This window comes from Solwaraspora sp. WMMD406 (assembly GCF_029626025.1).
Lineage (GTDB): Bacteria > Actinomycetota > Actinomycetes > Mycobacteriales > Micromonosporaceae > Micromonospora_E.
Genome location: NZ_JARUBF010000001.1, coordinates 6704143 through 6728788 on the forward strand (window position 1 = coordinate 6704143; position 24646 = coordinate 6728788).

20 protein-coding genes and 1 tRNA gene are annotated in these 24646 nt (G+C 69.9%); 6 read left to right on the forward strand and 15 right to left on the reverse strand.

Annotation, left to right across the window (positions count from 1 at the left end):
• Position 1: 1 nt before the first annotated feature.
• From O7632_RS30075 to O7632_RS30085, 3 genes are all read right to left on the reverse strand, one after another.
• On the reverse strand, positions 2-433 hold the full coding sequence (locus tag O7632_RS30075) for an NUDIX domain-containing protein (protein WP_278119208.1): 432 nt from the start codon (positions 431-433) through the stop codon (positions 2-4).
• Positions 434-514: 81 nt separating this feature from the next.
• On the reverse strand, positions 515-1678 hold the full coding sequence (locus O7632_RS30080) for a radical SAM protein (protein WP_278119209.1): 1164 nt from the start codon (positions 1676-1678) through the stop codon (positions 515-517).
• The gene (locus tag O7632_RS30085) at positions 1675-2454 is read right to left on the reverse strand and encodes an AAA family ATPase (protein WP_278119210.1); all 780 of its coding nucleotides are present in this window, start codon (positions 2452-2454) and stop codon (positions 1675-1677) included. Before O7632_RS30085 ends, O7632_RS30080 begins: the two co-directional genes overlap by 4 nt.
• 349 nt (positions 2455-2803) lie before the next feature.
• On the opposite strand from O7632_RS30085, the gene O7632_RS30090 reads away from it, so the two are divergent.
• Positions 2804-3562: an XRE family transcriptional regulator gene (locus O7632_RS30090; protein ID WP_278119212.1), complete on the forward strand. Its 759-nt coding sequence runs from the start codon at positions 2804-2806 to the stop codon at positions 3560-3562.
• A 5-nt stretch (positions 3563-3567) separates the two neighbouring features.
• Positions 3568-4038, forward strand: coding sequence for an NUDIX domain-containing protein (locus O7632_RS30095; RefSeq protein WP_278119214.1), 471 nt, complete (start codon positions 3568-3570; stop codon positions 4036-4038).
• Here O7632_RS30095 and O7632_RS30100 read toward each other — a convergent pair.
• Entirely contained in the window at positions 4035-4586 is a 552-nt protein-coding gene (locus O7632_RS30100; RefSeq protein WP_278119216.1) for an HD domain-containing protein, read from the reverse strand. The two genes, O7632_RS30095 and O7632_RS30100, sit on opposite strands and share 4 nt — an antisense overlap.
• Positions 4587-4787: 201 nt before the next feature.
• Positions 4788-5579 (reverse strand): phosphatase PAP2 family protein, encoded by a 792-nt coding sequence (locus tag O7632_RS30105; RefSeq protein ID WP_278119218.1) that lies wholly within the window; start codon positions 5577-5579, stop codon positions 4788-4790.
• Between the two features lie 148 nt (positions 5580-5727).
• Between O7632_RS30105 and O7632_RS30110 the strand changes: the two genes are divergently transcribed.
• Positions 5728-6948, forward strand: coding sequence for a DUF4032 domain-containing protein (locus O7632_RS30110; RefSeq protein ID WP_278119220.1), 1221 nt, complete (start codon positions 5728-5730; stop codon positions 6946-6948).
• 91 nt (positions 6949-7039) lie between these two features.
• Here O7632_RS30110 and O7632_RS30115 read toward each other — a convergent pair whose 3' ends face one another.
• Positions 7040-8794: an NAD-binding protein gene (locus tag O7632_RS30115; protein WP_278119222.1), complete on the reverse strand. Its 1755-nt coding sequence runs from the start codon at positions 8792-8794 to the stop codon at positions 7040-7042.
• Between the two features lie 112 nt (positions 8795-8906).
• Between O7632_RS30115 and O7632_RS30120 the strand changes: the two genes are divergently transcribed.
• The gene (locus tag O7632_RS30120; protein ID WP_278119223.1) at positions 8907-10496 is read left to right on the forward strand and encodes an FAD-dependent oxidoreductase; all 1590 of its coding nucleotides are present in this window, start codon (positions 8907-8909) and stop codon (positions 10494-10496) included.
• 4 nt (positions 10497-10500) lie between these two features.
• Here O7632_RS30120 and O7632_RS30125 read toward each other — a convergent pair whose 3' ends face one another.
• Together O7632_RS30125 and O7632_RS30130 are read right to left on the reverse strand one after the other, a co-directional pair.
• Positions 10501-11205, reverse strand: a complete 705-nt coding sequence (locus O7632_RS30125) for a hypothetical protein (protein ID WP_278119224.1) — start codon at positions 11203-11205, stop codon at positions 10501-10503.
• Positions 11206-11396: 191 nt separating this feature from the next.
• A complete protein-coding gene (locus tag O7632_RS30130) occupies positions 11397-12362 on the reverse strand; it encodes an AraC family transcriptional regulator (protein WP_278119226.1) in 966 nt (321 codons plus the stop codon).
• A 233-nt stretch (positions 12363-12595) separates the two neighbouring features.
• On the opposite strand from O7632_RS30130, the gene O7632_RS30135 reads away from it, so the two are divergent.
• Entirely contained in the window at positions 12596-13471 is an 876-nt protein-coding gene (locus O7632_RS30135; protein ID WP_278119228.1) for an NAD(P)-dependent oxidoreductase, read from the forward strand.
• 165 nt (positions 13472-13636) lie between these two features.
• Here the strand turns inward: O7632_RS30135 and O7632_RS30140 are convergent.
• Positions 13637-13710 (reverse strand) — tRNA-Thr (locus O7632_RS30140).
• Between the two features lie 336 nt (positions 13711-14046).
• Here O7632_RS30140 and ugpC point away from each other — a divergent pair.
• A complete protein-coding gene (ugpC, locus tag O7632_RS30145; protein WP_278119229.1) occupies positions 14047-15138 on the forward strand; it encodes a sn-glycerol-3-phosphate ABC transporter ATP-binding protein UgpC in 1092 nt (363 codons plus the stop codon).
• Positions 15139-15270: 132 nt separating this feature from the next.
• On the opposite strand, the gene O7632_RS30150 is transcribed toward ugpC, so the two are convergent.
• The 6 genes from O7632_RS30150 to uxaC form a co-directional block, all read right to left on the reverse strand.
• Positions 15271-17136 carry a family 16 glycoside hydrolase gene (locus tag O7632_RS30150; RefSeq protein ID WP_278119231.1) on the reverse strand — a complete coding sequence of 622 codons (1866 nt, stop codon included), beginning with the start codon at positions 17134-17136 and terminating at the stop codon, positions 15271-15273.
• 240 nt (positions 17137-17376) lie between these two features.
• On the reverse strand, positions 17377-18708 hold the full coding sequence (locus tag O7632_RS30155; protein WP_347403615.1) for a pectate lyase: 1332 nt from the start codon (positions 18706-18708) through the stop codon (positions 17377-17379).
• Positions 18709-18986: 278 nt separating this feature from the next.
• Positions 18987-20192, reverse strand: coding sequence for a Gfo/Idh/MocA family oxidoreductase (locus O7632_RS30160; RefSeq protein WP_278119233.1), 1206 nt, complete (start codon positions 20190-20192; stop codon positions 18987-18989).
• A gap of 41 nt (positions 20193-20233) precedes the next feature.
• The gene (locus O7632_RS30165) at positions 20234-21733 is read right to left on the reverse strand and encodes a mannitol dehydrogenase family protein (protein WP_278120523.1); all 1500 of its coding nucleotides are present in this window, start codon (positions 21731-21733) and stop codon (positions 20234-20236) included.
• A 71-nt stretch (positions 21734-21804) separates the two neighbouring features.
• Positions 21805-23115, reverse strand: coding sequence for an enolase C-terminal domain-like protein (locus O7632_RS30170; RefSeq protein WP_278119235.1), 1311 nt, complete (start codon positions 23113-23115; stop codon positions 21805-21807).
• Positions 23112-24614, reverse strand: a complete 1503-nt coding sequence (uxaC, locus tag O7632_RS30175) for a glucuronate isomerase (protein ID WP_278119237.1) — start codon at positions 24612-24614, stop codon at positions 23112-23114. Before uxaC ends, O7632_RS30170 begins: the two co-directional genes overlap by 4 nt.
• Positions 24615-24646: the final 32 nt, after the last annotated feature.

Sequence of the window (24646 nt, forward strand, 5' to 3'; positions counted from 1 at the left end):
GCTACCAGCCCCGCTCTGAATACCGTTGCCCGCTGGCCACGTGCCGCAGTGCCTCGGCCACGTACGGCACCATGTTGGCGGGCAGATCGGTCAGATCGTGGAAGTTCCAGCCTACGCATTTGTCTGGCTCGGTGTTAGTAATCTCGCCGGACCAGGAGCGGGCCTCGAAGAACAGGGCGACGCGGCCGGAGTTGGTGTAGTGGTGCATTAGATGTACCAGCGGCAGTTCGTCCGCTTTGATGAGAACGCCGATCTCCTCTTCGGCCTCCCGTGCCGCGCCCGTGCGGGCGGACTCGCCGTCTTCAAGGTGCCCGGAGGGCAGGCCGAGCTGTCCGTCCGCCCAGCCGGTGTTCTGACGCTCGCCGAGCAGGACGCGTCCGTGCTCGTCGCGCAGGATCAGGTGCAGATCTATACATGCCTGGTAGCGGCCCATGAGTGGCTCCTTGTCGATCGTGTCGGACTACTGCCTTGGTGGTGACGCAAGTCGCATTCTTCGCCGCGCCGCACCGGCTGGTCAGATTGCCGAGCCGGTCGTCACGTCGGCTTTCCAAAGGCGGCACACCGGTACGATGTCCGGGTCGACCGCACACGAGGCCGAGCCCATGACCAGTTCCTCGGCAGGGCAACCACCCATGCACGAGCCGCTGACCTTGCACGATCCACAGCTCGCCTTGGCGAGCACCTGAGTGAACAGATCTAATTCGTTGGCATCTTTGTTGAGCACCACCCGGCCATCGATCATGTTGGCGAAGTGCAGGTCGGTGTCGAACAGGAAGGAACACACATAGGCCCGCCCGTCCGGGAAGATCGAGATCCGGTCGAGGGTCCGGCCGACGCACCCCCGGTAACCGTCTGCTGCGTATCCGGCCATGCGCTCGCGGCGGGCATAGGTGGGCTGATACCAGATACGCGTCTTGTGACCTGAACCGACCCGCTCCAGTTGCTCGTAGAACTCGATCCATTCGGCGGGTTGGACGCCCCACTCGGCGGCACCATGCCCCGAGCCGATCACGGAGAAGACGTGGTACTTGACCAGCGACACGCCCAGTTCGTCGGCGATGTCCAGCAGGTTCAGGCAGTCACCGAGGTTGGCCTTGTTGACAGTGCAGATGATGCGGGTGTCGAAGCCGCGCCGGCACAGCTCGGCGACCGTGTCGAGGGCTTGGTCGAAGGTACCCGTGCCGCGTACCTGGTCGTGGCTTGCCGGGCTGCCGCCATCGAGGCTGATCTGCACGTACGAGAAGTCGTCGGGTTGCATCTGAGCGAACTTCTTGCCCGCCGGGCCGAGGCCGTTGCTGGTAGTAATGACGTGCTCATAGCCTATTGCCTTGGCGTTGCGGATGATTGGGATGTAGTCGGGGTGCAGGGTGGGCTCGCCGCCGAGGATGGTCAGCTTCGAGCCGCCCATCTGTCGCCAGGTGGTCAGCGTCTTCATCACCGCCTCGTAGGGCATCTTCAGTGCCCGTTCCAGGCGGTCGCCCATGTAGCAGTGCTCGCAGCGGAGTTGGCATGCCTCGGTGATGTAGAGGTAGACGTTACGGAACCGCCCGTAGGGAATCTTGTCAACTCGTTCGGGGGTAGCGTCGAAAGCGGAGGCCGGCAGGCGGGCGTTGCCGTACGCCTCGGTCACTGCCGCGCGGTCGCGGCGCAGCGTCGGCATCGGTAGGACGGTGGTCACGGTCGTCTCCCTGGGTCGGACGGGGCGCGATGCGCCGATGCGGGGTCGGTCAGGATGGCGAAGAAGTGCCGCGCCAGGCGTGATACCACTGGCACGGGGTGGCCGGCGTCCATTACCAAACGCGGGATGCGCAGGCGCACGGCTACGGCTGCGATCTTCGGTTGGTTGCTCCGATAGCGGGCCAGTCGCAGTGCATGCAGGTGGGGTGTGTCGGTATCCCGGCGCTGCAACGCGCCATAACAGCGAGCGCAGCGTGTCGGGTCGGAGGCGGCGGACTTGGCCGGAGCGTGGGGGTCTGCCCCGCAACCAGGACACACCTGCCTCCCGGCGACCCGCGCGGCGAGGACGACGGTATCGGCTCGAAGCTCAAGTATCGCTACCCTGCGGTCCAGTGCCGATGCTATGCGGGCAAGGTGCCGCAACTGGAGTGCGGTGCCGGGAAAATTGTCCAGCAGGATCGGCCCACTGCCCGCCGGGAAACGGTGTTTCAGGAAGGCCGCGTCGAGCACCCTGGCAACTGCCTCGTCGCTGACCCAGTCAAGTCGATCGACGCTCGGCGGCAGGCCGGACAGCCCATCAGGGTAGGCGCGGATGGCCTCGCGCAGCCTGAACACGGTCGCGTCCTCGTGCGGCGCGAGCGCCCGCACAACGGTGGTCTTTCCCGCACCAGGCGGCCCGACCACGGCGATCATGCTTTGCCGCCAAGCCGAATGCGTTGACTGTCGGGCCGGTCGCGGATCGCCGATCGACGAAGACGAGGCCGCGTGCCGCGTCACCAGAGCTCCTTCAACCCGGCCAGGACGTGCTCAAGCTCATCTGCGGTCAAGACCGGCTCGGCGGTGGGTCCGTCACGGATCTCCCAACCACTGCGTGGCCCGACGGACTGCCGTTCTGGTTGTTTTTCGGCTCCGGGTCCTTTGACACCATCGCTTGCTTGCCCGTGATGTCCACGTACAACTCCACAACAGACCTCCTGTCCAGAGCGCGTCTCTTGCAGGCGACTACTCGCTGACGAGGTCCACTTTCACCGGAAGGGGTGCCACGGCGTCACGACGCACGCTGTACATGTAGGGACGTCTTGGTTAGGATAAAGTCGTCCCTAGAAGGGTTAAGAAGGGGGTAGGCATGGCGAACGACCGGCTACGGGAAGCCGTCCTGAACGCCGGCCTGACACCGCTGAGTTTGGCTGACCGTCTCGGAGTCAACCCCAAGACGGTTGAGCGGTGGATTACGCTCAACCGTGTTCCCTACCCACGCCACCGACACGCCATCGCGGGCCTGCTGAAAGAGCGTGAGGCGTACCTCTGGCCCAACGCCGCATCACCCGAACGCGTCGCACGGGTGGCGGAATCCGAGGTCGTGCACGTCTACTCCCGCCGGTCCGCCGTCCCGTACGACCTGTGGCGGCGACTTGTCGAGCAGTCCAGCGAACGAGTCGGCATACTCGTCTACGCCGGCCTGTTCCTGCCGGAACTGGTGCCTACCCTGGTCCGAGACCTTCGAGAAAAGGCGCTAGCCGGTGTCGACGTCCGGCTGCTCCTCGGAGACCCGGAGTCGGAGGCTGTAGCTCAACGAGGTGCAGAGGAGGGCATCGGCGATGCGATGGCCGGCAAGGTTCGCAACGTGCTCGCCTTCTACGGCCAGCTCAAGGAAGTACCAGCCGTTCACGCGCGGTTCCACCGTACAACCCTCTACAACTCGATTTACCGGTTTGACAACGAGATGCTTGTCAACACGCACGCCTACGGGTTCCCAGCCGCACATGCCCCGGTCTTCCACCTCCGACGACTCTCCGGAGGTGACCTGTTCGACACCTACGCCGACAGCTTCGACCGTGTCTGGTCCAGCGCCGAACCGATTTGGCCGACACCCATGGCAGGGTAGAGGCCGTGGCCAGGACCGAGCACTTCAACAACCCGGACGCCCCCCGACCCAACTCGATCGTTGTCGCCGTCACCGCGTTCGTCCTCGACGAGGATGACCGTGTGCTCCTGATTCGTCGGACGGACAACGACCTGTGGGCGCTACCGGGCGGAGCGCAGGACTTCGGCGAGTACATCGCCGAGACAGCCGTACGCGAAACCAAGGAGGAAGCCGGGGTTGACATTGAAGTGACCGACATCGTCGGCCTCTACACCAACCCCAACCATGTCATCGAGTACAGCGACGGCGAGGTACGGCAGCAGTTCTCCATCTGCTTCCGCGCCCGGTACCTCTCCGGCGAACCCACCACGAGCGACGAGTCGTCCGAAGTCCGATGGGTCGCCGAGGATGACCTGAGCGGGCTGACGATCCATCCGTCCATGCGACTGCGCATCGATCACGGCTACGAGAGGCGTCCCAAGCCGTACATCGGTTAGGACACCGCGAGCCGATCCGTGGTTCGGCCGACGGCTTCGAGCAGTGTCGGTCTGGCCCGTACCCAGAACCTGGTGACCAGGTGATCCGGGCCGTACCGCTCTTCGATTTCCGCCAGGCGGTCCAGAACGGCGACGTCGTGGCCGTCCGGGCCGGTCGTCATGTCCGCGTGCCAGAGGGCATCAGCCGTCAGTGACTGTTCCTGCGTGAACTCTGCGGCCAGCTCGTCTCGGAGGCCGCGTTCCTCCGCCTCGAACAGTGCGCACGAGTGGTGAGCCACCAGCGCGGCCACGCGGTCGGACAGCCCGATACGGCGTAGCCATCGCCCGCCGTCGAGAGCGTGCAGGCCGGTATCGGCCACGCCGGGGGCGTACCCGACATCGTGTAGCCACGCGGCGGCGACCAGAGCCTCAGCGTCCGTCGGGTCCAGGACGTGACTGATCTCGCCGGCCTTCCTGGCCACGGCCTGCACATGACGCCAACGCCGAGGTAGAGCCGCAGCCAGCTGGTCCTCGGCTAGTTCAGCCGCTCGTTGCACCAGAACCGACATACCCGGAGCGTACGGCGTCCCTAAACATCCCCGCCGGGCTTGTGGCTGTCGGTTACGCGCCCGATGCCGGCCGGCTGCCGGAATTCCGCGACGGCTGGCTGGCCCGGTCGTCGAGTTGAGGGCTCACGTACGTAACTCCGCGAAATAACGTGCGTGAGCCCTCAACTCGACGCGGCACCGCGCGGCGGAGAGCGTCAGCGGTCAGGAGAGTCCGGCTCGGCGGTCCAGGCCGTGCGGAAGGGCAGGCAGCCTGATCTCGTCCCAGACCACCCGGCCCAGCAGCCGGGCCAGCAGCAGGCCGAGCAGCAGGCCGGTGACCGAGTCGGTCAACCAGTGGAAGCCTAGGTACGTCGTACTGCAGAACACCACCACCACGGGCAGTACGCGCAGCGTCCAGTAGCCGGGGAACGGTCGGGCCGACCGCACCGGCCGGCCGTACGCCCGCAGCAGTCCGGTGATCAGCAGGGCGATCACCGCGTACCAGATGACCGTGTTGACCACGTGGCCCGACGGGTAGGCCGTCGCCGGCTCGGCGGCGGTGAACAGCCGCTCGGGAAACGGGTCGTCGGGGTCGTGCGGGTAGGCCCGGGGCAGCAGCACCTTCATCGCGCCGACGGTGAGATAGGTGGCGGCGGTCGCCGCGACGACCGGCAGCAGTGGCCGTACCGACCGGACCCGGCGGGCCAGCAGCAGCGCCAGCAGCCCAGCGACCGGGATCAGCACCTGGCCGCCCTGCCCGAGGTAGTTGACCACCCGGGCCACCCAGTAGGCGGCCGGCGGGCGGTTGGCGTCCGCCCAGTCGCGGACCGCCAGGTCGAGGTCGAGCAGTCGGCCGGCGGCGAGCGCCCCGGTCACCACGACCATGCCGACCAGCAGCAGTACGTCGGGCCACCAGCCGGTCGGCCGTACCGCTCGGGTCGACCACCAGCGGCCGGTCGGCGGCCGCCGACGGGCTTCGACGGGCCGGGGCAGCGGGGCGACGGGCTCGGGCACCTTCGACACGCTACCGGGTGCGGGACGTGACGAGGCTGTGTCCGGGGAGCGACAGCTCAGCGGCAGTACTTCCACATATAGAGTAAAAGGTGCAGATCGCCAGTGTTAGCCGAGCCACGGTAGGCGGCAACCGCAGGCCGTACCCGTCATGCTTGACTCCGTGCGGATCACCTCGGCCCTTGTGGACCCAGCGCTGCTCGACCTGCCCTGGTCGACACCGCTGGAGCAGTGGCCTGCCGATCACCTGGTGGCGCTGCCGCAGGGCATCTCCCGGCACGTCGTACGGTTCGTCCGACTCGCCGGCACCGTCTACGCCGTCAAGGAGACCGGAGAGCGGGTCGCCGAACGCGAGTACGACCTGCTGCGCGCCCTGGAACGCATCGACTTCCCCGCCGTCGAAGCGGTGGCGATCGTCGCCGACCGGACCGACGCCGACGGCGAACCCCTCGACCCGGTCCTGATCACCCGCCACCTGCAGTTCTCCCTGCCGTACCGGGCGCTGTTCTCCAACCAGCTGCGTCCCGAGACGCTGGCCAGACTGCTCGACGCCCTCGCCGCGCTGATCGTCCGGATGCACCTCACCGGCTTCTTCTGGGGCGACTGCTCGCTGTCGAACACCCTGTTCCGCCGCGACGCGGGCGCGTTCGCCGCCTATCTGGTCGACGCCGAGACCGGCGCGCTGCGACCGAGCCTGTCCAACGGCCAACGCGGCGAGGACCTGGAGATCGCCCGGGTGAACATCTTCGGCGAGGCGCTCGACCTGCAGGCCGCCGGCCTGCTGCACGACTCGATCGACCCGGAAACCGTCGCCGACGAGGTCGTCACCCGCTACGAACGCCTCTGGCACGAGATCACCTACGAACAGCACGTCGAACGCGAGTCGCGGCACGACATCGAACGGCGGATCCGCCGCCTCAACGAACTCGGCTTCGACGTGGCCGAAGTGGCGATGTCCCTGGTCGATCAGGGCTCCTACCTGGTACGCCCCAAGGTGGTCGACGCCGGCTACCACACCCGGCGGCTGCTGCGGCTGACCGGGCTGGACGCCGAAGAAAACCAGGCCCGCCGTCTGTTGAACGACCTGGACGCCTACCGGGCGGAGAGCGACCTGACCGACGAACAGCAGGCCGCGCACCGCTGGCTCACCGAAGTCTTCGAGCCGGTCGTACGGGCGGTTCCCGCACACCTGCGCCGCAAGGTCGAACCGTCCGAACTCTTCGCGCAGGTCATCGAGCACCGGTGGCGGCTGTCCGAACAGGCCGGCCGGGACGTCGGGCTGGCCCCGGCGGTCCAGTCCTTCCTCGCCGACGTGCTCGTGCACTACCCCGACGAGCAGGCCGTGCTCGGCGTCGAGGTGCCGGTCGGCTGACCGTCACCCAAGGCACGACCGTCACCCAAGGCACGACCGCCACCCAAGGCACGACCGTCACCCAAGGCACGACCGTCACCGGAGGCGCGGCTCAGGCGACGGGATCGGTCGGCGGCGGTGGCGGGTCGCTGGCCTGCTTGAGCAGCCAGCTCAACCCGGACCGGCGGGCGACCACGGTCACCCGGTCCCGGGCCCGCAACCGGTATCCGTCCGGCGGCAGCCAGATCGGTCCCGGCTCGCCGAACTGGGCGAACGCGACGACCCGTACGCCCGGATTGACGCCGACCGCAGCCAGCGTCCTGCCGTCGAGCGCGGACCCGGCGGCGACGATCACCTCGGCGACGAGCAGCACGTGCCGGTTGACCGGGATCGTCGCGATGACCTCCCGGTCCATCAGCGCGGCGGCGAACGCGGGCGCGGCCAGGTAGGAGACGCTGCGGGAGACACCGATGTTGAACACCCGCTGGAGGCGGTGGGCGAAGTCGCCGTCGAACAGCCGCAGCACGATCCGCAGATGACTGTTGATTTCACGGCCGTAGAGAGCCGCCTGCAGGTTCGTCACGTCGTCGGTGGAGACCACCACGAGTGCCCGGCAGTTGGCCACCGAGGCGTCCCGGAGCGTCTCCTCCTGGGATCCGTCCCCGATGATCAGCGGTATGCCGAGGTCTCGGGCGACCGCCGCCCCGCGCGAATCGGGATCCCGGTCGACCGCCACCACCTCGATGCCGAGGTCGTGCAGCTGCCACATCACCCGGGTGCCGACGTTGCCGAGGCCGACCACCACGACGTGCCCGTGCCGCTCGGTCTGTGTCCGGCCGTCGACCAACGCCAGTCGTGCCTTGACCGCGCCGTCCACCACGGCGGCGGTCAGCAGCGGGATCAGCGCCAGCCCGGCGAGACTCAGCACCACCTGCAGCACCTGGGCCCGGCTACTCAGGTCCGGCTCCGGATCGGCACCGCTGAGCGTCATCACCAGGGTCAGGTAGAGCCCGTACGGCACGGTGCTACCCACCTCGCGGGCCAGCATGACGCCGAAGACGAGCACCACCGCCAGTACGGTGAGCGTCGCGATGCCGATCTTGCGGGTGGCGAACGACCGCAGCGCGCGCAGCGGATCCCGCCACAACCGGGCCCGCTGGCGGGCTCGGGCGATCCGCCGGGCGGCGATCACCGGACCGAGTTGCACTCCGGCGGCCTCGGCCAGGACCAGATCGGCGCTGGCATGGTCGGCCGGGAGCACCCGGGGGTTACCGGCGTCGCGCAGGTCGGCCAGGCCGCAGACGACGTGCTCCGGGCGCACCTCGGAGCGCTTCGCGACGTGCAGCGTCCGGCCGCCGTGTCGGAAATGGGTCGGCGACACCTCGCCGAGCGCCGCCGCGACGAACGCCGGTGCGGCCATCGTCGCGTCGGAGAGGACCTCGCAATCGGGCAGTAGCCGTTTGACCCGGTTGCCGAGCCGGGTGTTGAACATGCGCATCACGACCCGCAGGTCGGGTTCGACCTCCTGGGCGCAGAGCGCGGCGTGGATGTTGCCGACGTCGTCCTGGTTGATCAGTGCCAGCCCTTTGGCGCCGACCAGGCCGGCGGCCCGGAACGTCCGCTCGTTGAGCCGGTCGGCGCGCAGCAGCCGGATTCCCTTGATGGACCGCATGTCCGGTCCGTCCGAACGTGACCGGGTCGGCACGATCACCGTGACCGTGGCGGAAGCGGCCACCAGTTCGTTGACCAGTCGGAAGGCCAGTGGATCCTGTCCGCAGACCACGTACCGTGGTCGATCGTCCCCGTTGCCCCGTAGCCGCCCCTCCATCACCTTGCGGGCGCGGTGTCGCCATGGGTCGGTGTCCATGTCCGGGATGGTAGTAAGCGCTGGCATCCACCCCGGCGGCCCGGAATCCACCCGCTGGCGGTGCTCGCGGCGGCACACTGAGGGACGACCTGACCCGGTGGGGAGGAGATACGTGGGACTGTCCGCAACGGTCGCCCGGCTCCTCGGCGTACGGGCCGAAGAGGTCGACCGGTCCACGGCCGGCACCGACCGCGTCGACGCCGGGACCGACGCGCTGGTGGTCGGCGGCGGGATCGCCGGCATGTCGGCGGCGGTGGTGCTGGCCGAACGCGGCGTACGGGTGACCGTGCTGGAAGGTGCCCCCCGGCTCGGTGGCCGGCTGGCGTCCTGGCCGGAGACGCTCGACGACGGTACGGTCCAGCCGATCGACCACGGCTTCCACGCCTTCTTCCGGCAGTACTACAACTGGCGGGCGATCCTGCGGCGGATCGATCCACGGCTCGGCATGCTGCACCGGGTGGACGGTTATCCGGTGTGGTCGACCCAGTGGCCGGCGGAGGAGTTCGGCCGGCTGCCCACCGCCCCGCCGCTGAACCTGCTCGCGCTGCTGCTGCGCAGCCCGAGCCTGCGGCTACGGGACCTGCGGCGGATGGACCGGCAGGCCGCGCTGCCGCTGTTGGCCTACCACCCGCAGCTGACGTACCAGCAGCTCGACCAGCGCACCGCCGCCGAGCTGCTGGACTCGATGCGGCTGCCGGACCGGGCCCGGGCGATGCTGTTCGAGGTGTTCTCCCATTCGTTCTTCAACCACGAGCGGGACATGTCCGCCGCCGAGCTGGTGGCGAACTTCCACTTCTATTTCCTCGGCAACCCGGACGGGCTGGGGTTCGACGCGCCGGACGCCGACTACGACACGGCCATCTGGCAGCCGCTGGCCGACCATCTGCGCCGCCACGGCGGGCGGATCGTCACTGGCGATCCGGCGGTCGGCGTCAGCCCCCGGCGGGCCAACGGCTGGCAGGTGCGGACCGGCTCCGGGGCCGCGCACACCGCCCGGTACGTGGTGCTGGCCGTCGACCCGCCGGCGCTGCGGTCGTTGTTGGCCGACTCGCCGCAGCTGGCCCAGGCGGCACCGGTGCTCGCCGAGCAGGTGGCCGGGCTGGGTGTCGGGCCCCCGTACGCGGTGGCCCGGTTCTGGCTCGGCGGTGACGTGGCGGCGGACCGGCCGGTGTTCAGCGGTGTCTCCCGCCAGCCGACCTTGGACTCGGTGACGGCGTACCACCGGTTGGAACGCCAGGCTCGACGGTGGGCGCGGCACACCGGCGGCTCGGTCTTGGAGCTGCACGCGTACGCCTGCCCGGAGGAGGTCGCGGCCGAGGTGCTGGCCGAACGGATGCGGGCCGAGTTGGCGGCACTGTGGCCGGAGGTGGCGGGGTTGCCGGTGCTGGACTGCCGGGCCCGGGTGCAGGCGCAGGCACCGGCGTTCGCGCCGGGGATGGCGGCGGTACGGCCCGGGGTGAGCACCGACGCCGACGGGCTGTTCCTGGCCGGGGACGGGATTGGCACGGAGCTGCCGAGCGCGCTGATGGAGCGGGCCGCGGTCACCGGGATCCTGGCCGCGAACCACGTCCTGCGGCGTGAGGGCACAGCCACCGAGCCACTGCGGACGATCCGGCGGTACGGCCTGCTGGCCCGGTCGACGACGGTGGCCCGGTCGACGACGGTGGCCCGCCGCAGGAGCGACGGGCCACCGGTGAACTGATCGCTCAGCTGGTCTGCTCGACCGCGTCCCGGATGTCGACGAGGGCCGCGCCGGCTTCCTCGCCGCTGCTGAAGTAGAACACGTACAGCACCAGGGCACCACGGCTCGACCAGACGCAGACCCCGCCGGGGATGCCTTCGATGTCGGCGTCGCCGCACCGCGCCGTACCGCCCTTGGGCCCGGCGTCGACGTCGGTGATGTTGGTCATCCCGAGGCCCATCGCGTCACCCTCGGTGGCGTCGGCCAACTCCTGCTCCGGGTCGGCCATCACGCCGGACACGCCGGCGATCATCACCAGGTTCTCCTGCTCGATGTCGCCGTAGAACGCACCGATGGAGCTGGTCGACTCGGGTACGTCGGCCGCCAGCCCGGTGGCCATCTCCTCGGCGAGACCCTGGAACTCGGGGTCGGTGTTGAGGTCCCGGCCGGCGAGGGTGTCCGGGGTGACCAGGCGGGTCTGGGTCGCCTCGATGACCTCGCCGACGGTGTCGCGTACGGCGAAGTAGGTGATGGCGGCCCCGCCGAGGCAGAGCACCAGCACGGCGGCGAGCACGATCAGGATGATCTTGCCGGCCTTGGACTTCTTCGGCGGCGGCGCCATCGGGGCGTCGAACTGGCCGGCGTACGCCGGGCCCGGAATGGTTCCCGCCGGCGGCATCGGCTGCCCGGCGGGTGCACCCTGGTACTGCGGCGCTGAGGGGTCGGACATGTTCTACGTACTCCTTGGCAAGGGCCCCCGTGGACCCTGACGAGACAGGCAGCTTGGAGCTTCCTGGCAACCCGCTGTGTGCAGGGCCGGCCGATAGTACCGGTACGCCGGATCACGGCGAGTGCCCGATGAGGATCACCCGCCGCCGAATCACTGCCGATCCGTTACCGCACCGGCTCGACGCAGCCGCTTCAGCCGCGTCCGGCCTGGCGGCGATAGCGGCCGGGCGGACACCCGTGGGCGCGGGTGAACGCGCGGTTGAAGGCGAACTCGGAGGTGTACCCGACCTCGTGGGCGATTGCGGCCACCGGACGGGACGTGTCACGCAGCCGGCGCGCGGCCAGGTCGAGGCGCCACCGGGTGAGGTAGGTCAATGGGGGTTCGCCGACGTGGCGGCTGAACCGTCGGGCAAGAGTGGACCGGGACACGTTGATCGTCGCGGCCAGGGTGTCCAGGGTCCAACCATGGGCGGGCCGGCCGTGCAGCGCGGCCAGTGCCCGGGCGGTGACCGGGTCGCGTAGGCCGCGCAGCCACGAGACCCCGGCCGGTTCGCCTCCGGTGGCGAGCCAGGCCCGGATGACGTGGATCAGCAGCAGATCCAGCAGGCGTACGGCCGCAGTGGCCGCGCCCGCGGTGGCCGCGCCCGGCGCGGCGGTGCCCGGCGCGGCGGTACCGCCGCGCGTCTCGTGTGCCAGCAAGTCCAGTATGGAACGCAGCCAGGGTCCGTGCTCCGACTCGTCGGCGGCCACGTGCAGGACCGGTGGCAACAGGCTCAACACCGGGTGGGCGGCCTCGGCGTCGTAGCGGTAGCCGGCACAGAGGATCCGGGTCCGGGCACCCGGCCCGTCGAGCACCAAATCCCCGTCGGCACGGATCAGGCCGCGTTTGAGGTCGTCGTCGAAGCGGCGCGGCGGCAGATCCGGGTCGGTGGCCAGCTGGTGCCGGGCCCCGGCGGGCAGCAGCACGACGTCACCCGGGGCCAGTCGCCGGGGCGGCGTCCCGTCGGCGGCGAACCAGCAGGTGCCCGCCACCACGGCGTGGAACGCCGCACCGGACCGGGCCGGCAGCTCGATCGCCCAGGGTGCCCGCGCGTCGAAGGTCGCCAGCAGGCTCGCGTCGACCCGCGCCAGGGCCAGCACGTCACCGAGCACGTCCACCCGCCAAGGGTAGGCACGGCGCGACGACGGCCGACCGACGAGGGGCACCGCGCTGGTGAGACGAACAGACAACGACCGGAGCGGTACGGGCATTCAGAATCTCACCGCCGCTCGGCAAGGTGATCGGTGCGCGGAGGAGGGAAACGTGGGCGGCCGGTGCCGCGTGCCCAGCACCACCGCAACTACGACTACGACTACGACTACGACTACGACTACGACTACGGAGGAACACGATGCGGATCGCCGTTCTGGGACTTGGCGCGATGGGCGCACGGATGGCCCGCCGGCTGCTCGCCACCGGCGAGGACGAGATCGTCGTATGGAACCGCACGGCCGAGGCGACCCGGCCGCTGGTCGAGGCGGGTGCCACCGCCGCGCCGACGCCGGCCGTGGCGGCGGCGCGCAGCGACCTCGTCCTTGGCATGCTTCGCGACGACGACGCCGGACGCGCCGTCTGGTTGCGCCCGGACACCGGTGCCCTGGCCGCGATGAACCCCGGTGCCGTCGCCATCGACTGTTCCACCGTGACGCCGTCGTTCACTGGCGAACTCGCCGCCGGGTGCACCGCACACGGGGTGGGTTTCCTCGACGCGCCGGTGCTCGGTTCCCGCCCCCAGGCGGAGGCCGGCACGCTGATCTTCCTCGCCGGCGGGGACCCATCCGTCGTACGGCGGGTCGAGCCGGTGCTCCGCCGGATGGGCGGCGCGGTGCACCACATGGGACCGTCCGGGACGGGTGCGCGGATGAAGCTTCTGGTCAACGCACTGTTCGCGGTACAGGTCGCCGCCGTCGCCGAACAGGTCGCGGCCCTTGGCGGTACGGATCTCGATCCTGCTCGGGCCGTGGAGGTGCTTGCCGCCACCCCGGTGGCGAGTCCGGCGGCCGGCGCGGCGGCCGTGGCCATGCTCGGCCACACCTTTCCGGCGGCCTTCCCGATCGACCTGGTCGCCAAGGATCTGGGATACGCCGCCGGGTCCGTCACGGGTCGGGGCGACCTGCCGATCACCCGTACGGCGGCCGACGTCTTCCAGCGGGCGGTCGAGCAGGGGTACGGCGCGGACAACATCACCGGGGTCGTCCAACTGTTCCGTACCGCCGGAATCGCGTGACTGTGGTCGGGCGGTGCCAGACCGGATCCCCGAACCTCGTCCCATCCCATCCCATCGCTCGGCACGCTGGGCGGACGGCTGTCGTGACCAGCGTTGCTGTGACGGTCGCCGTCGAGGTGTCCCGCCGTGCGAACTCACGGCGGGTTCGTCCTCGTGATGGTGCGGAGCCCCCGGCCGGGATCGAACCGGCGACATCTCGCTTACAAGGCGAGTGCTCTGGCCATCTGAGCTACAGGGGCAGTGTCGTACGCCGTCAGCATAGCCTTTGACGTGGCGTTACCGCCGCATCGGGCGGGCCATCCGATTGATCGGTCCCGCTGTCCGACCGGCTGGTGACCGGTAGCCGCAGGGATCAGAGTGGCGTTCACCACCCCGATTCCCGATAAGTCCGATATAGGGGTGAATCGTCAGGCGGCCCGGCCTTGGCAGCCGGGCAAATCCCGTTTACCGTGGCGTGACACGTGCGACACGAGGCCTTCCCGCGTCGTGCCCGCCCGTGGACCGGCGCACGGCGCCGGTCGCTCCTTCACTCGGATCGTCCGGCACGTTCCTGCCGGTGAAAGGAAGCGTTCACCATGGCTACGGTCACCTACGAGAAGGCGTCCCGCATCTACGCGGGCACCGAGCGACCCGCCGTCAACCAGCTCGACCTGGAGATCGGCGACGGCGAGTTCCTGGTGCTGGTCGGCCCGTCCGGCTGCGGTAAATCCACCAGCCTGCGGATGCTCGCCGGTCTGGAGGACGTCGACGAGGGCCGCATCCTCATCGACGACCGCGACGTCACCCACCTGCCGCCCAAGGCCCGCGACATCGCGATGGTCTTCCAGAACTACGCGCTCTACCCGCACATGACGGTCTACGAGAACATGGCCTTCGCGCTCAAGCTGCGCCGGACCTCGAAGTCGGAGATCGACCAGCGGGTCAAGAAGGCGGCAGCCCTGCTCCAGCTGGAGGAGTACCTCAACCGTAAGCCCAAGGCGCTCTCCGGCGGTCAGCGCCAGCGGGTCGCGATGGGCCGGGCGATCGTCCGCGAGCCGCAGGTCTTCCTGATGGACGAGCCGCTGTCGAACCTCGACGCCAAGCTGCGGGTGCAGACCCGTACGCAGATCGCCTCGCTGCAGGCCAGCCTCGGTGTCACCACGGTCTACGTCACCCACGACCAGGTCGAGGCGATGACGATGGGCCACCGGGTGGCGGTGCTGCTCGACGGCGTGCTACAGCAGGTCGACACCCCCCGGAACCTCTACGACGCACCGGCGAACGTCTTCGTCGCCGGCTTCATGGGCTCCCCCGCGATGAACATCAAGACGGTCCCGCTGATCGAGCAGGGCGCGGTCTTCGCCGACCTGGTGGTGCCGCTGAGCCGCGAGCAGATCTCGGCCGCGCAGGCCGGCAGCGGCGACAACCGGGTGACGGTCGGTTTCCGGCCCGAGGACTGCGACCTGGTCAGCGCGACCGAGGGCGGCATGCCGATGCTCGTCGAGTTGGTCGAGGACCTCGGTTCGGACGCCAACGTCTACGGCTACGCCACGCTCGACGGCACCTCGGAGCGGTTCGTGGTACGGACCGACCGTCGGCACATGCCACGGATGAACGACACCGTGTTCGTCCGGCCGCGTCCGGGCCAGCACCACGTGTTCCACGCCACGGACGGCCACCGGCTCTGACCCACGCGTCAGCGCGCCACCCCCGGACCCCGGTGGCGCGCCACCCGATCGTCGGCAACGCGGACGGCCGGCCTCCCCATCGGGGGAGGCCGGCCGTCCGGCATGTCCGGCCGGGATGACGCGACTAGCGGGTCACGGGTTGACCACCCGGCCGCCGATGGTCACGACGAGCCGGCCGTCGGAGGCGAACGACCAGCTCAGAGAACCGGAGTACGACGAGCACCGGGATCCGTTCGAGCCGGACCAGAACTGGTTCGAACTGTCGGAGTTGCCGATGATCCGGTCGGTCGACCCGCTGTCGCACGAGGTGTTGTTCCGGAACACCGAACTGCCGCCGTCGAAGTTGAAGTTGCGTTCCTCGTTGCCGACGCCGACGTTGTTCGACACCGTCATGCTGCCCAGGTTGCGGTTGTACGTGAATCCGTGCTTGCCGTTGCCGTACGCGATGTTGCCGCGCACGATGTGGTTGACCCCGATGTCCTCGCCGCCGAGCTTGTAGCCGTTGCGGTCGCCGTTGCCGGCCTGGCCGCCGTTGCTGAGCGTGCCGTTGTCGTAGGCGAGGGTGTATTCGAGGGTCACCGCGCCGATCGGCCCGGTGTCGCTCTTGGTGTAGAGGTCGTAGCCGTCGTCGATGTTGTTGTGGGCGACGGTGTAGCGGAAGACGTTGCCGGGGCCGACCGTGAGCTTGGGGGCGAAGCCGTCGGCGTCCTCACCGTCGGAGTCGACGTTGTCGTGCGACACCGAGCTGAGCACCAGGTTGTTGGCCGGCCACTGGTCCCGGGGCGCGCCGGCGATCAGCCGGGACAGCTGCAACCCCGAGTCACGGTTGTGGCGGGTCACCACTCGTTCGACGATGTTGTTGTTGCCGGCGAGCAGGATGCCGTTGTCTCCGGCCCGTTCGACGACGATGCCGTGGATGTGCCAGTACGATCCGCCGATTTCGAGCCCTCGGTTGGCCGAGTCTTCGCTCTGGGCCGAGAAGTTCAGCACCGGCGTTTCACCGGGGTACGCGTACAGCTTCTTGCGGGCGCTCGACGTACCGCTGTTGTTCTGGGCGATGGTGATGGTCTGCGAGTAGCGATAGGTGCCGCCGCGCAGGTAGATCGTGCCGCCGGGGGCGATCCGGGTGAGCGCCGAGGCCAGCGTCGTCGGGTTCGAGATGGTGCCGGCGGCGCTGTCGCTGCCGTTCGGGGCGACGTACACGGTGTCGCCTGACGGCGGCGGGGTGGTCGGCGGGGCCGTCGTCGGGGGCGCTGTCGTGGGCGGGGCCGTCGTCGGGGGCGCGGTGGTCGGCGGCGCCGTCGTGGGTGGCGCGGTGGTCGGCGGCGCGGTGGTCGGCGGTGGCGGGGTCGTCGGGTCCGGTACGGAGCCGATCGTGTCCACGCTGACGTCGTCGTAGCTGGCCCCGCCATAACCGGTGACCAGGGCGATGCGGCCGGACCGGTAGCTGCCGTCGCTGCCGGAGCCGATCTGGCTACCGTTGACGAAGCCCCGGATGGTGTCGCCGCTGTTCTCGATCCGCAGGGTGTACCAGGTGCCGGTGGAGACGGTCAGCGACGCCGATCCGAGTACGGTGATCGAACTGCCGTTCACCACCTGCAGTTCGGCGCGGTTGCTGTTGATCAGCGCCAGTCGGTACATCTTGGTGTTGCTGGCGACGCGCGAAGCGATACCGACGAACCGGTTGGTGCCGTTGAACGACAGCGGCTTGACGCGCGCCTGCATCTGGTAGTCCGTCCAGCTGGTGCTGCCGGCGAAGAACCGGGCCAGGTTGCTGCCGGTGTTGTCCTGCCGGAGCACCTGGCTGCCGTCGGCGACGACCTCCCAGCTGCCGCCGGACTTGGACCAGCCGCTGGTGCTGCCGTTTTCGAAGTCGGCCGAGAACAAGGTGGCCGCTTGGGCGTTGGTGGTCATCCCGACGACCAGCGCCGCGGCCACGGCGCTGGCGCCGAGCGCGGCCAACAGGCCTCGTCTGCGCGGGTGTGTGCTGCTCTGCACGGGATCTCCTTCGGGTTGGCACCACTGCTGGTGCGACGGAGGCGGGCCGGCGGTGCGCCGCCGGCCCGCCTCGTTTTCTGGTGCCGACCGGAGCGGGTGCGGGAGACCCGGGCTGTCGTCGCCCGTACTCGGTCCTGGTCGGTGGGAGCCCGTGGGCGGCGGGGCCGCCGCCGCCCACGGGGGCTGTGTCGCGCGGCCTTGGCCGCGCTAACGGCCTTGGCCGCGCTGGCGGTCGTCGCCTCAGACCGGCAGCTTGCCGGCGCCGGCGGTCAATGTGGTGTAGAGCGGGACGAGGGCGGCGGGCAGTACCGGGCCGTGCCGCAGGGTCGGTGTCCAGCCGGCGTCGGAGCCCAGGTCGGGGTCGTTGGCCGCGTTGTACGCGTCGAGCAGGCTGGCGGGCCGCAGCGGCCTACGGTGTTCGGCGACCCAGCTGCCCTTCTCGGTGAGGACGGTGCCGCCCCAGTCGTAGAGGAGGTCGGCGGTGGCGATCCCGGCACCGAGGTGGAACGCGTTGTTCTCCAGGTACGGCGCGCCCTGCACGCCCACACCGACGGCGTACTGGAAGCCGTCGCCGGACAGCTTGTAGTGGTTGTTGTAGATGTCGATCTGGCCGAACCGGATCCGGGGCAGGCGCTGCAGGCTGCCGTCGAAGACGTTGTGGTGCAGGGTGACGTTGAGCCGGCCGACGTCCGGGCCGACCGTGTTGGACGAGCCGATCAGCATGACCTTGTCGCGGCCGTCGAACCTGTTGTAGGAGACGGTGACCAGGCTGGCGGTGTGGGTGATGTCGAGCGCGCCGTCGTGCACCTGCAGTGGCCGGCCGAAGTAGCTCGGCTGGGCGCTGTCCGGGTTGTCGCCGTCGGTGAAGGTGTTGTGGTCGACCCAGACGTTCTCCGACCGGCGCACCGACATCAGGTCGTACTGCGAATTCCAGTTGCCGGCCTCGCCGTCGTTGGGTGACCAGGCCGGGAAGCAGTCGTACGCGTCGTCGAAGACGATGTTGCGGACGATGACATTGTTGGCGCTGTCGACCATCAGGGTGAGGTTTTCCAGCCGTGCGCCGCGCAGGCCGACGATGGTGGTGTTGGGTCCGACGTTGATCTGGGTGTACTGGGTCTGGTTGGTGACCGACCGACGTCGGGCGTCCTCCAGTGGACCGCTCGGGTTGACCCGGCCCCAGACCTCGGGGTCGTAGGTGGCCAGGAACTCGTCGAAGTCGTATTCGGGGTCGGCCAGGTCGGCGCAGCCGGAGATGCCCTCGAACCCGTTGACGGTTCCCTTGACATAGATGATCTTCGGCGTGGCGTTGGTCCGGTTGGTGGCGTTGTCGCCGCCGAGGGCGTCGATCAGTTCGGCGCGGCTGTCGACGACGTGGATCTGTTCCGGCGCGGCGGCCGAGCCACCGGTGGTGCCGGGGCCGGCCGCCGCCCATCCGTCATTGGGCGGCAGCACCTGCCGACCGAGCGACCGGGCTCCCCAGGACAGCCGGTCGGAGTCGTTGTCTTTGCCTGCCGCCACGGCCGTCCCCGGCAGTACGGCGACAAGCGCCACGCCGACTACGACGGCAGTCAATCTCCTCAGTCGCATTGTCACACTCCGCAACCTGTTGTTCGGATTCGACCACGTAACGCGTACGCAATCTTCCTGAACCCAAACGGTAGAATTGTTGATGAAATGTGTCAACGCAATCTGTTTGCAGATAGTTTGCAGGTCAAATAGGCAATCTCTATTTTCCCGGCGGCGATTCGCCGAGAGGGCAGGTATTCTGTCCGATTTGCTGGCTACCGGAACGAGTACGAATTTGCAATGCGTTTTCCGTCACTGTCGCAACGGGGTGCCCGGCGTCACGGTCACCCGTCGGCCACCCCCTGCTCCAGTGGCTCCAAGGGCTCCAGCCGGGCCCGGTGCGGCCGTACCGCCCACTCGACGTCGTCACCCTCGGAGAACAGTGACAGCTCGGTAGCGCTGCGGCGCAGGATCCGGTTGATCCCGTCGATCGTGAGCACCCGGTCGGCACCTGCCGAGCCGGTGCTGGACACCCGCTCCGGACCGAGCAACCGCGGCAGCGGCGCCGCCTGCAGCACCTCCAGGACGCTGGTGAACGACGCGGTCCGCGACAGTGGCGCGATCAGCGGTACGCCGACCGGGTCCCGCCGGTGCGCGAGCAGGTTCTCCAGCAGCCCGGTCCGCCCCGGCACCAGCCGCATCGCCGGCTCGCCGGGCAGCCGCAACTGGTCGGTCGGATATTCCAGCACCGCGACACCCGCCGTACCGTGCACCAGGACCTCGCCGGCCACGAAGTCCTCACCGGCGAGCGTCACGGCGACCACGATAGACAGACCGGAGTCCAGGGTGATCCGCATCGACGCCGTGTCGTCCACCTCGATCGGGCGGACCCGGTAGCGTTCCAGCTCGACCAGCACCGGCGCACCCTTGTCCACCGCCGCCGCCACCGCCAGGCACTGCATCGTCGCGTGCGCCAGCGGGTTGGCCAGCGCCCCGTCCAGTGACGGGCGGCCGTCGACCGTACGCCGACCGGCCCACGGCGAACGGTGATAGTAGGCGTCGTCGCGCTGCCAGGAGGCGAGCGTCGAGATGCCGGTGACGGCACCGAGCCGGCCGTCGGTCGCCGCGGCGGTCACCTCCGCCAGGGCAGCCGAACCCAACGCCTGGAACCCGACCTGGCAGACCCGGCCGTGCCGCGCCAACGCCGTGGCGAGCCGCCGATGGTCGGCCAGGGACAACACCGGCGGCTTCTCCAGCAGCAGGTCGGCACCGGCGGCGAGGGCGTCCAGCGCGATCGGCAGATGGGTGTACGGCGGTGTGCAGATCACCACGACGTCCGGCCGTGCCTGCCTCAGCATCTGCCGGTGATCGGTGTACACCTCGGCCCCGGCCGGGATCGGCGCGTCCAGGGCCGGCTCCACCGGCCGGACGTCCACCAGGCCGACCAGGCGCAGTGTGCCATCGTCGTGCAGTGGCGCCAGCCGCCGTCGGTGCCACAGGCCGTGCCCGCTGGCACCGATCAGCGCCACCCGGGGCGGCTCGGTCGTCACGTCGTACCTCCAGCCGTCGTCTCGGCCGCTCGTCTCGGCCGTCAGCCGGCCGCGCCGGTCAGGGTGCCGGCCACGCCGTGCCGGTGCAGTGCGGTCAGCCAGGTCACGACCAGTTCCCGGACCACCGGGTCGGCGGCCAGTTCGGGCGGGAACACCTCGGTCAGGCCCAGCAGCGCGTCGGTCACCGCCGCCGGAGTGTCGGCGCTGTCGGCCAGCGCCGCGCCGATCGCCCCGGCCAGCGGGTCGTCCAGCGGCAGCGGGGCACCGTCGTCGGCCCGGCCCTGGACGAACCGCATCCAGGCGGCCACGATCAACGCCGACCAGTACGGCCGTTCGCCGACCGCCCGCCGGTCCAGCATCGTGTGCAGCACCCGCTGCGGCAACTTCTGCGAGCCGTCCATCGCCACCTGGATGGTGCGGTGCCGGATCGCCGGGTTGGCGAACCGTTCCAGTACCGACTCCCCGTACTCGATCACCGACACCCCGTCCGGCGGGGCGAAGCTGGTCGCGACGTCCTCGGCGATCAGCCGGCGCAGCACGTCGACGAGTCCGGGGATCCGCAGCGCCTCGGCGATCGTGTCGTACCCGGCCAGCGCGCCCAGGTAGGCGATCGCCGAGTGCACCCCGTTGAGGCCGCGCAGCTTGAGCCGCTCCCAGGCACCGGCGTCGTCGGTGAGCACCGCGCCGGCCACCTCCCAGGCCGGCCGGCCGCCGGGGAACCGGTCCTCGACGACCCACTGCGAGTACGGCTCGCCGGCGATCGCCGCGAGATCGGTCACGCCGAGCTCCCGGTGGGCGACGGCCAGGGTCTCGGCCGTGGCCGCCGGCACGATCCGGTCGACCATGGTGCCGGGGAAGGTGACGTTGGCGTGCACCCAGTCGACGACGGCGTCCGCCGACCGGGCGTACGCCAACGCCTCGCTGACCAGGCCGTGCAACCGGCGGCCGTTCGACGGCAGGTTGTCGCAGCTGACCAGGGCGAGCGGTCCGGCGTCGGCGGCGGCCCGGGCGAGCAGTCCGCGCAGCAGCAGGCCGGGCACGGTGGTCGGCGCCCGGTCGGTGGTCAGGTCGGCGGCGACCGCCTCGTCGGGCCGCAGCCGGCCGGTGACCGGATCCAGTTGGTACGCCTTCTCCGTCACGGTCAGCGTGACCACCCGGATCGCCGGGTCGGCGAGCAACGCCACGATCGCGGCCGGATCGCTGGCCGCGTGCCGTACGCCGGCGAGCGCGCCGACCACCTGTGTCCGCGCACCGGCGGCGGAGAGCGTGGTGACGCTGAACAGGCCGTCCTGGGCGGCCAGCCGGCCGACCACGTCGAGGCTGCGGGGCGCGACACCGACGATGCCCCAGTCCCCGCCGGCCCGCGCGATCGCCCCTTCGGTGTAGACCGCCTGGTGCGCCCGGTGGAACGCACCGAGTCCGAGGTGGACGATGCCAGCGCCGACGTCGCCGGGACGAATCAGTGGCCGGCTGGCCGCCGGCACCCGGTCGAGGGTGCCGAGGCCGAGCAACGGTGGGTCGGCCGCTGCGGTGTCGGCCATCCCGGCCCGGCCCGCGACGCCAGCGGTATCAGCCGTATCAGCGGTGCCGGCGGTGCCGACCGTGTCGGCGTTCACCGCCACACCGGCCCGTCCGGGAAGGAATACTCGGCGATCGACTCCGGCTTCATGGTGGCGCTGTAGCCGGGCTGGTCGGGCACCAGGTAACGGCCGCCCCGGGTACGGACCGGGTCGACGAAGTGTTCGTGCAGGTGATCGACGTACTCGACCATCCGCCCGTCGAGCGAGGTGCCGACCCGCAGGTAGTCGAAGATCGCCAGGTGCTGCACGTACTCGCAGAGCCCGACGCCACCGGCGTGCGGGCAGATCGGCACGCCGAACTTGGCGGCCATCAGGATCACCGACAGCACCTCGTTGATCCCGGCTATCCGGCACGAGTCGATTTGGCAGACCCGGATCGCCTCGGCCTGCATGAGCTGCTTGAAGATGACCCGGTTGGCGGCGACCTCGCCGGTGGCGACCCGGCAGCGCCCGTCGGACAGTTCGGTGACGGCGGCGGCGATCCGGGCGTGGCCGAGCACGTCGTCGGCGTGCGTCGGCTCCTCGATCCAGTACGGGTCGACCTCGACGAGCCGGCCCATGTTGGCGATCGCCTCGTCGACGTCCCACACCTGGTTGGCGTCCATCATCAGCAGGGCGTCCGGGCCGATCTCGGCGCGGATGATCCGGGCCCGGCGGACGTCGTCGTCGATCGGCCCGCCGACCTTCATCTTCATCGCCCGCCACCCGTCGGCGTACGCCGCCCGGGTCAACGCCCGTACCTTGTCGTCGGGGTAGCCGAGCCAGCCGACCGAGGTGGTGTAGGACGGGAACCCGTCGCGCTCCAGCTCGGCGAGCCGGTCGGCCTGGCCGACCAGACCCTTGTCGAGGATCGCGGCGGCCTCGTCCGGGGTGATCGCGTCGGTGATGTGATGGAAGTCGATGCTGGCGACCAGCTCCTCGGTCGGCATCTCGGCCAGCAGCCGCCACAACGGCTTGCCCGCCAGCTTGGCCCGCAGGTCCCAGACGGCGTTGACCAGCGCACCGGACGCCATGTGGATGACGCCCTTTTCCGGGCCGAGCCAGCGCAGTTGCACGTCGGCGGTGAGCGAGCGCCAGAAGGTGACCGGTTCGGCGACGATGTCGGCGACGGTCCGGCCGGTGACGTGGTGGGCGAGGGCACGTACCGCCGCGCAGGTGATCTCGTTGCCCCGGCCGTTGGTGAAGGTGAAACCGGCGCCGAAGACCCCGTCGGGGTGGTCGGTGCGCAGCTCGACGTAGGTGGCCGAGTAGTCGCCCTTGTTGATCGCGTCCGAGCCGTCGCCGGCCGCCGCGGTCGGGAACCGCACGTCGTGCACGTCGACGCCGGTGATGGTGACGGTCATGACAGCTTCTCCCCGATCTTGAAGACCCGCTTGGGTAGCCGGTAGGCCAGGTCGACGATGGTCTCGGCCGCTTCGTCGAGGTCGAGCCGGTGCTCGGCGACGAGCCGGGCCAGAAAGCCGGCGTCGATCCGGCGGGCCACGTCGTGGCGGGCCGGAATGGAGCAGAACGCACGGGTGTCGTCGACGAAGCCGGCGGTGTTGTAGAAACCTGCGGTCTCGGTGACCGCCTCCCGGAACCGGCGCAGCACCTCCGGCGAGTCCAGGAACCACCAGGGGGCGCCGAGGTAGAGGGCGGCGTATCCGCCGGCGAGCGGGGCCAATTCCCGGGTGAAGGTGTACTCGTCGAGGGTGTAGACGACGACCCGCAGTCGCGGATCGTTGCCGTACGCGTCGAGCAGTGGGGTGAGTGCGTGCAGGTACTCGGTGGCCTGCGGGATGTCACCGCCGACGTCGCGGCCGTGGGTGGCGTACAGCCACTTGTTGTGGTTGCGCACCGAGCCGGGGTGCAGCTGCATCACCAGGCCGTCCTCGATGGACATCCGGGCGAATTCGACAAGCATGTGGGCCCGGAACGCCTCGGCGTCTTCGGCGGTGGCGGTGCCGCGCAGGCCGCGTCCGTACAGTTCGGCGGCCTCGCGTTGCTCCAGCCGCAGGGTGAGCGCGGTGAGGTGGCCGTGGTCGGAGCTGGTCGCGCCGGCGGCGATGAACGCCTGCCGGCGGGAGCGCAGCGCGGCGAGGAAGCCGGCGTACGTGCCGGTGTCCTCGCCGGTGATCGCACCGAGCGCGGCGACGTTGTCCGCCCAGTCGTCGAATTCGAAGTCGACGACGTTGTCCGGCCGGAACGTGGTGATCACCCGGCCACCGGGGCCACCCCAGCCGTCGGCGGCGAGCTTGGCGTGCCGGCCGAGATCGTCCAGGGGTGATTCGGTGGTGGCCAGCACCTCGATGCGGAAACGCTCGAACAGGGCCCGGGGCCGGTACGCCGGTTCGGTCAGCTTCGCCGCGATGGTGTCGTAGACCTCGTCGGCGGTCCGCGCGTTCAGCCCGACCGTCACGCCGAAGACCTCGGCGAAGGTCTTCTCCAGCCACAGCCGCGACGGGGTGCCCCGGAACAGGTGCCAGTTGGCGGCGAGTCGCCGCCAGATGGTCCGCCCGTCGGTCTCGGTGGCGTAGTCGCCGTCGCCGGCCGGTGGCCGTGGCCGGGTGCCAGGCCGGGTCGGTACGCCGAGCTCACCCGGGGGGATGCCCTGGCTCAGCAGCATCCGGGTCACGTAATGATCGGGTACGACGAGCAGCCGGGCCGGGTCCGGGAACGGCTCGTCGTCGGCGAGCAGCGCTGGGTCGACGTGGCCGTGCGGCGAGATGATCGGCAGGTCCCGCGCGTGCGCGTACAGTTCGCGGGCGATCGCCCGCTGGGCGGGCTCGGCCGGGAAGAGCAGGTCGGCCCGGGAGCCGGAGGCACCGGTCGGGTCGACGGCCGGATCGGGTGGGGAGGACACGGAAGCAAGCTCCTCGCGGGTACGGGGTAGGG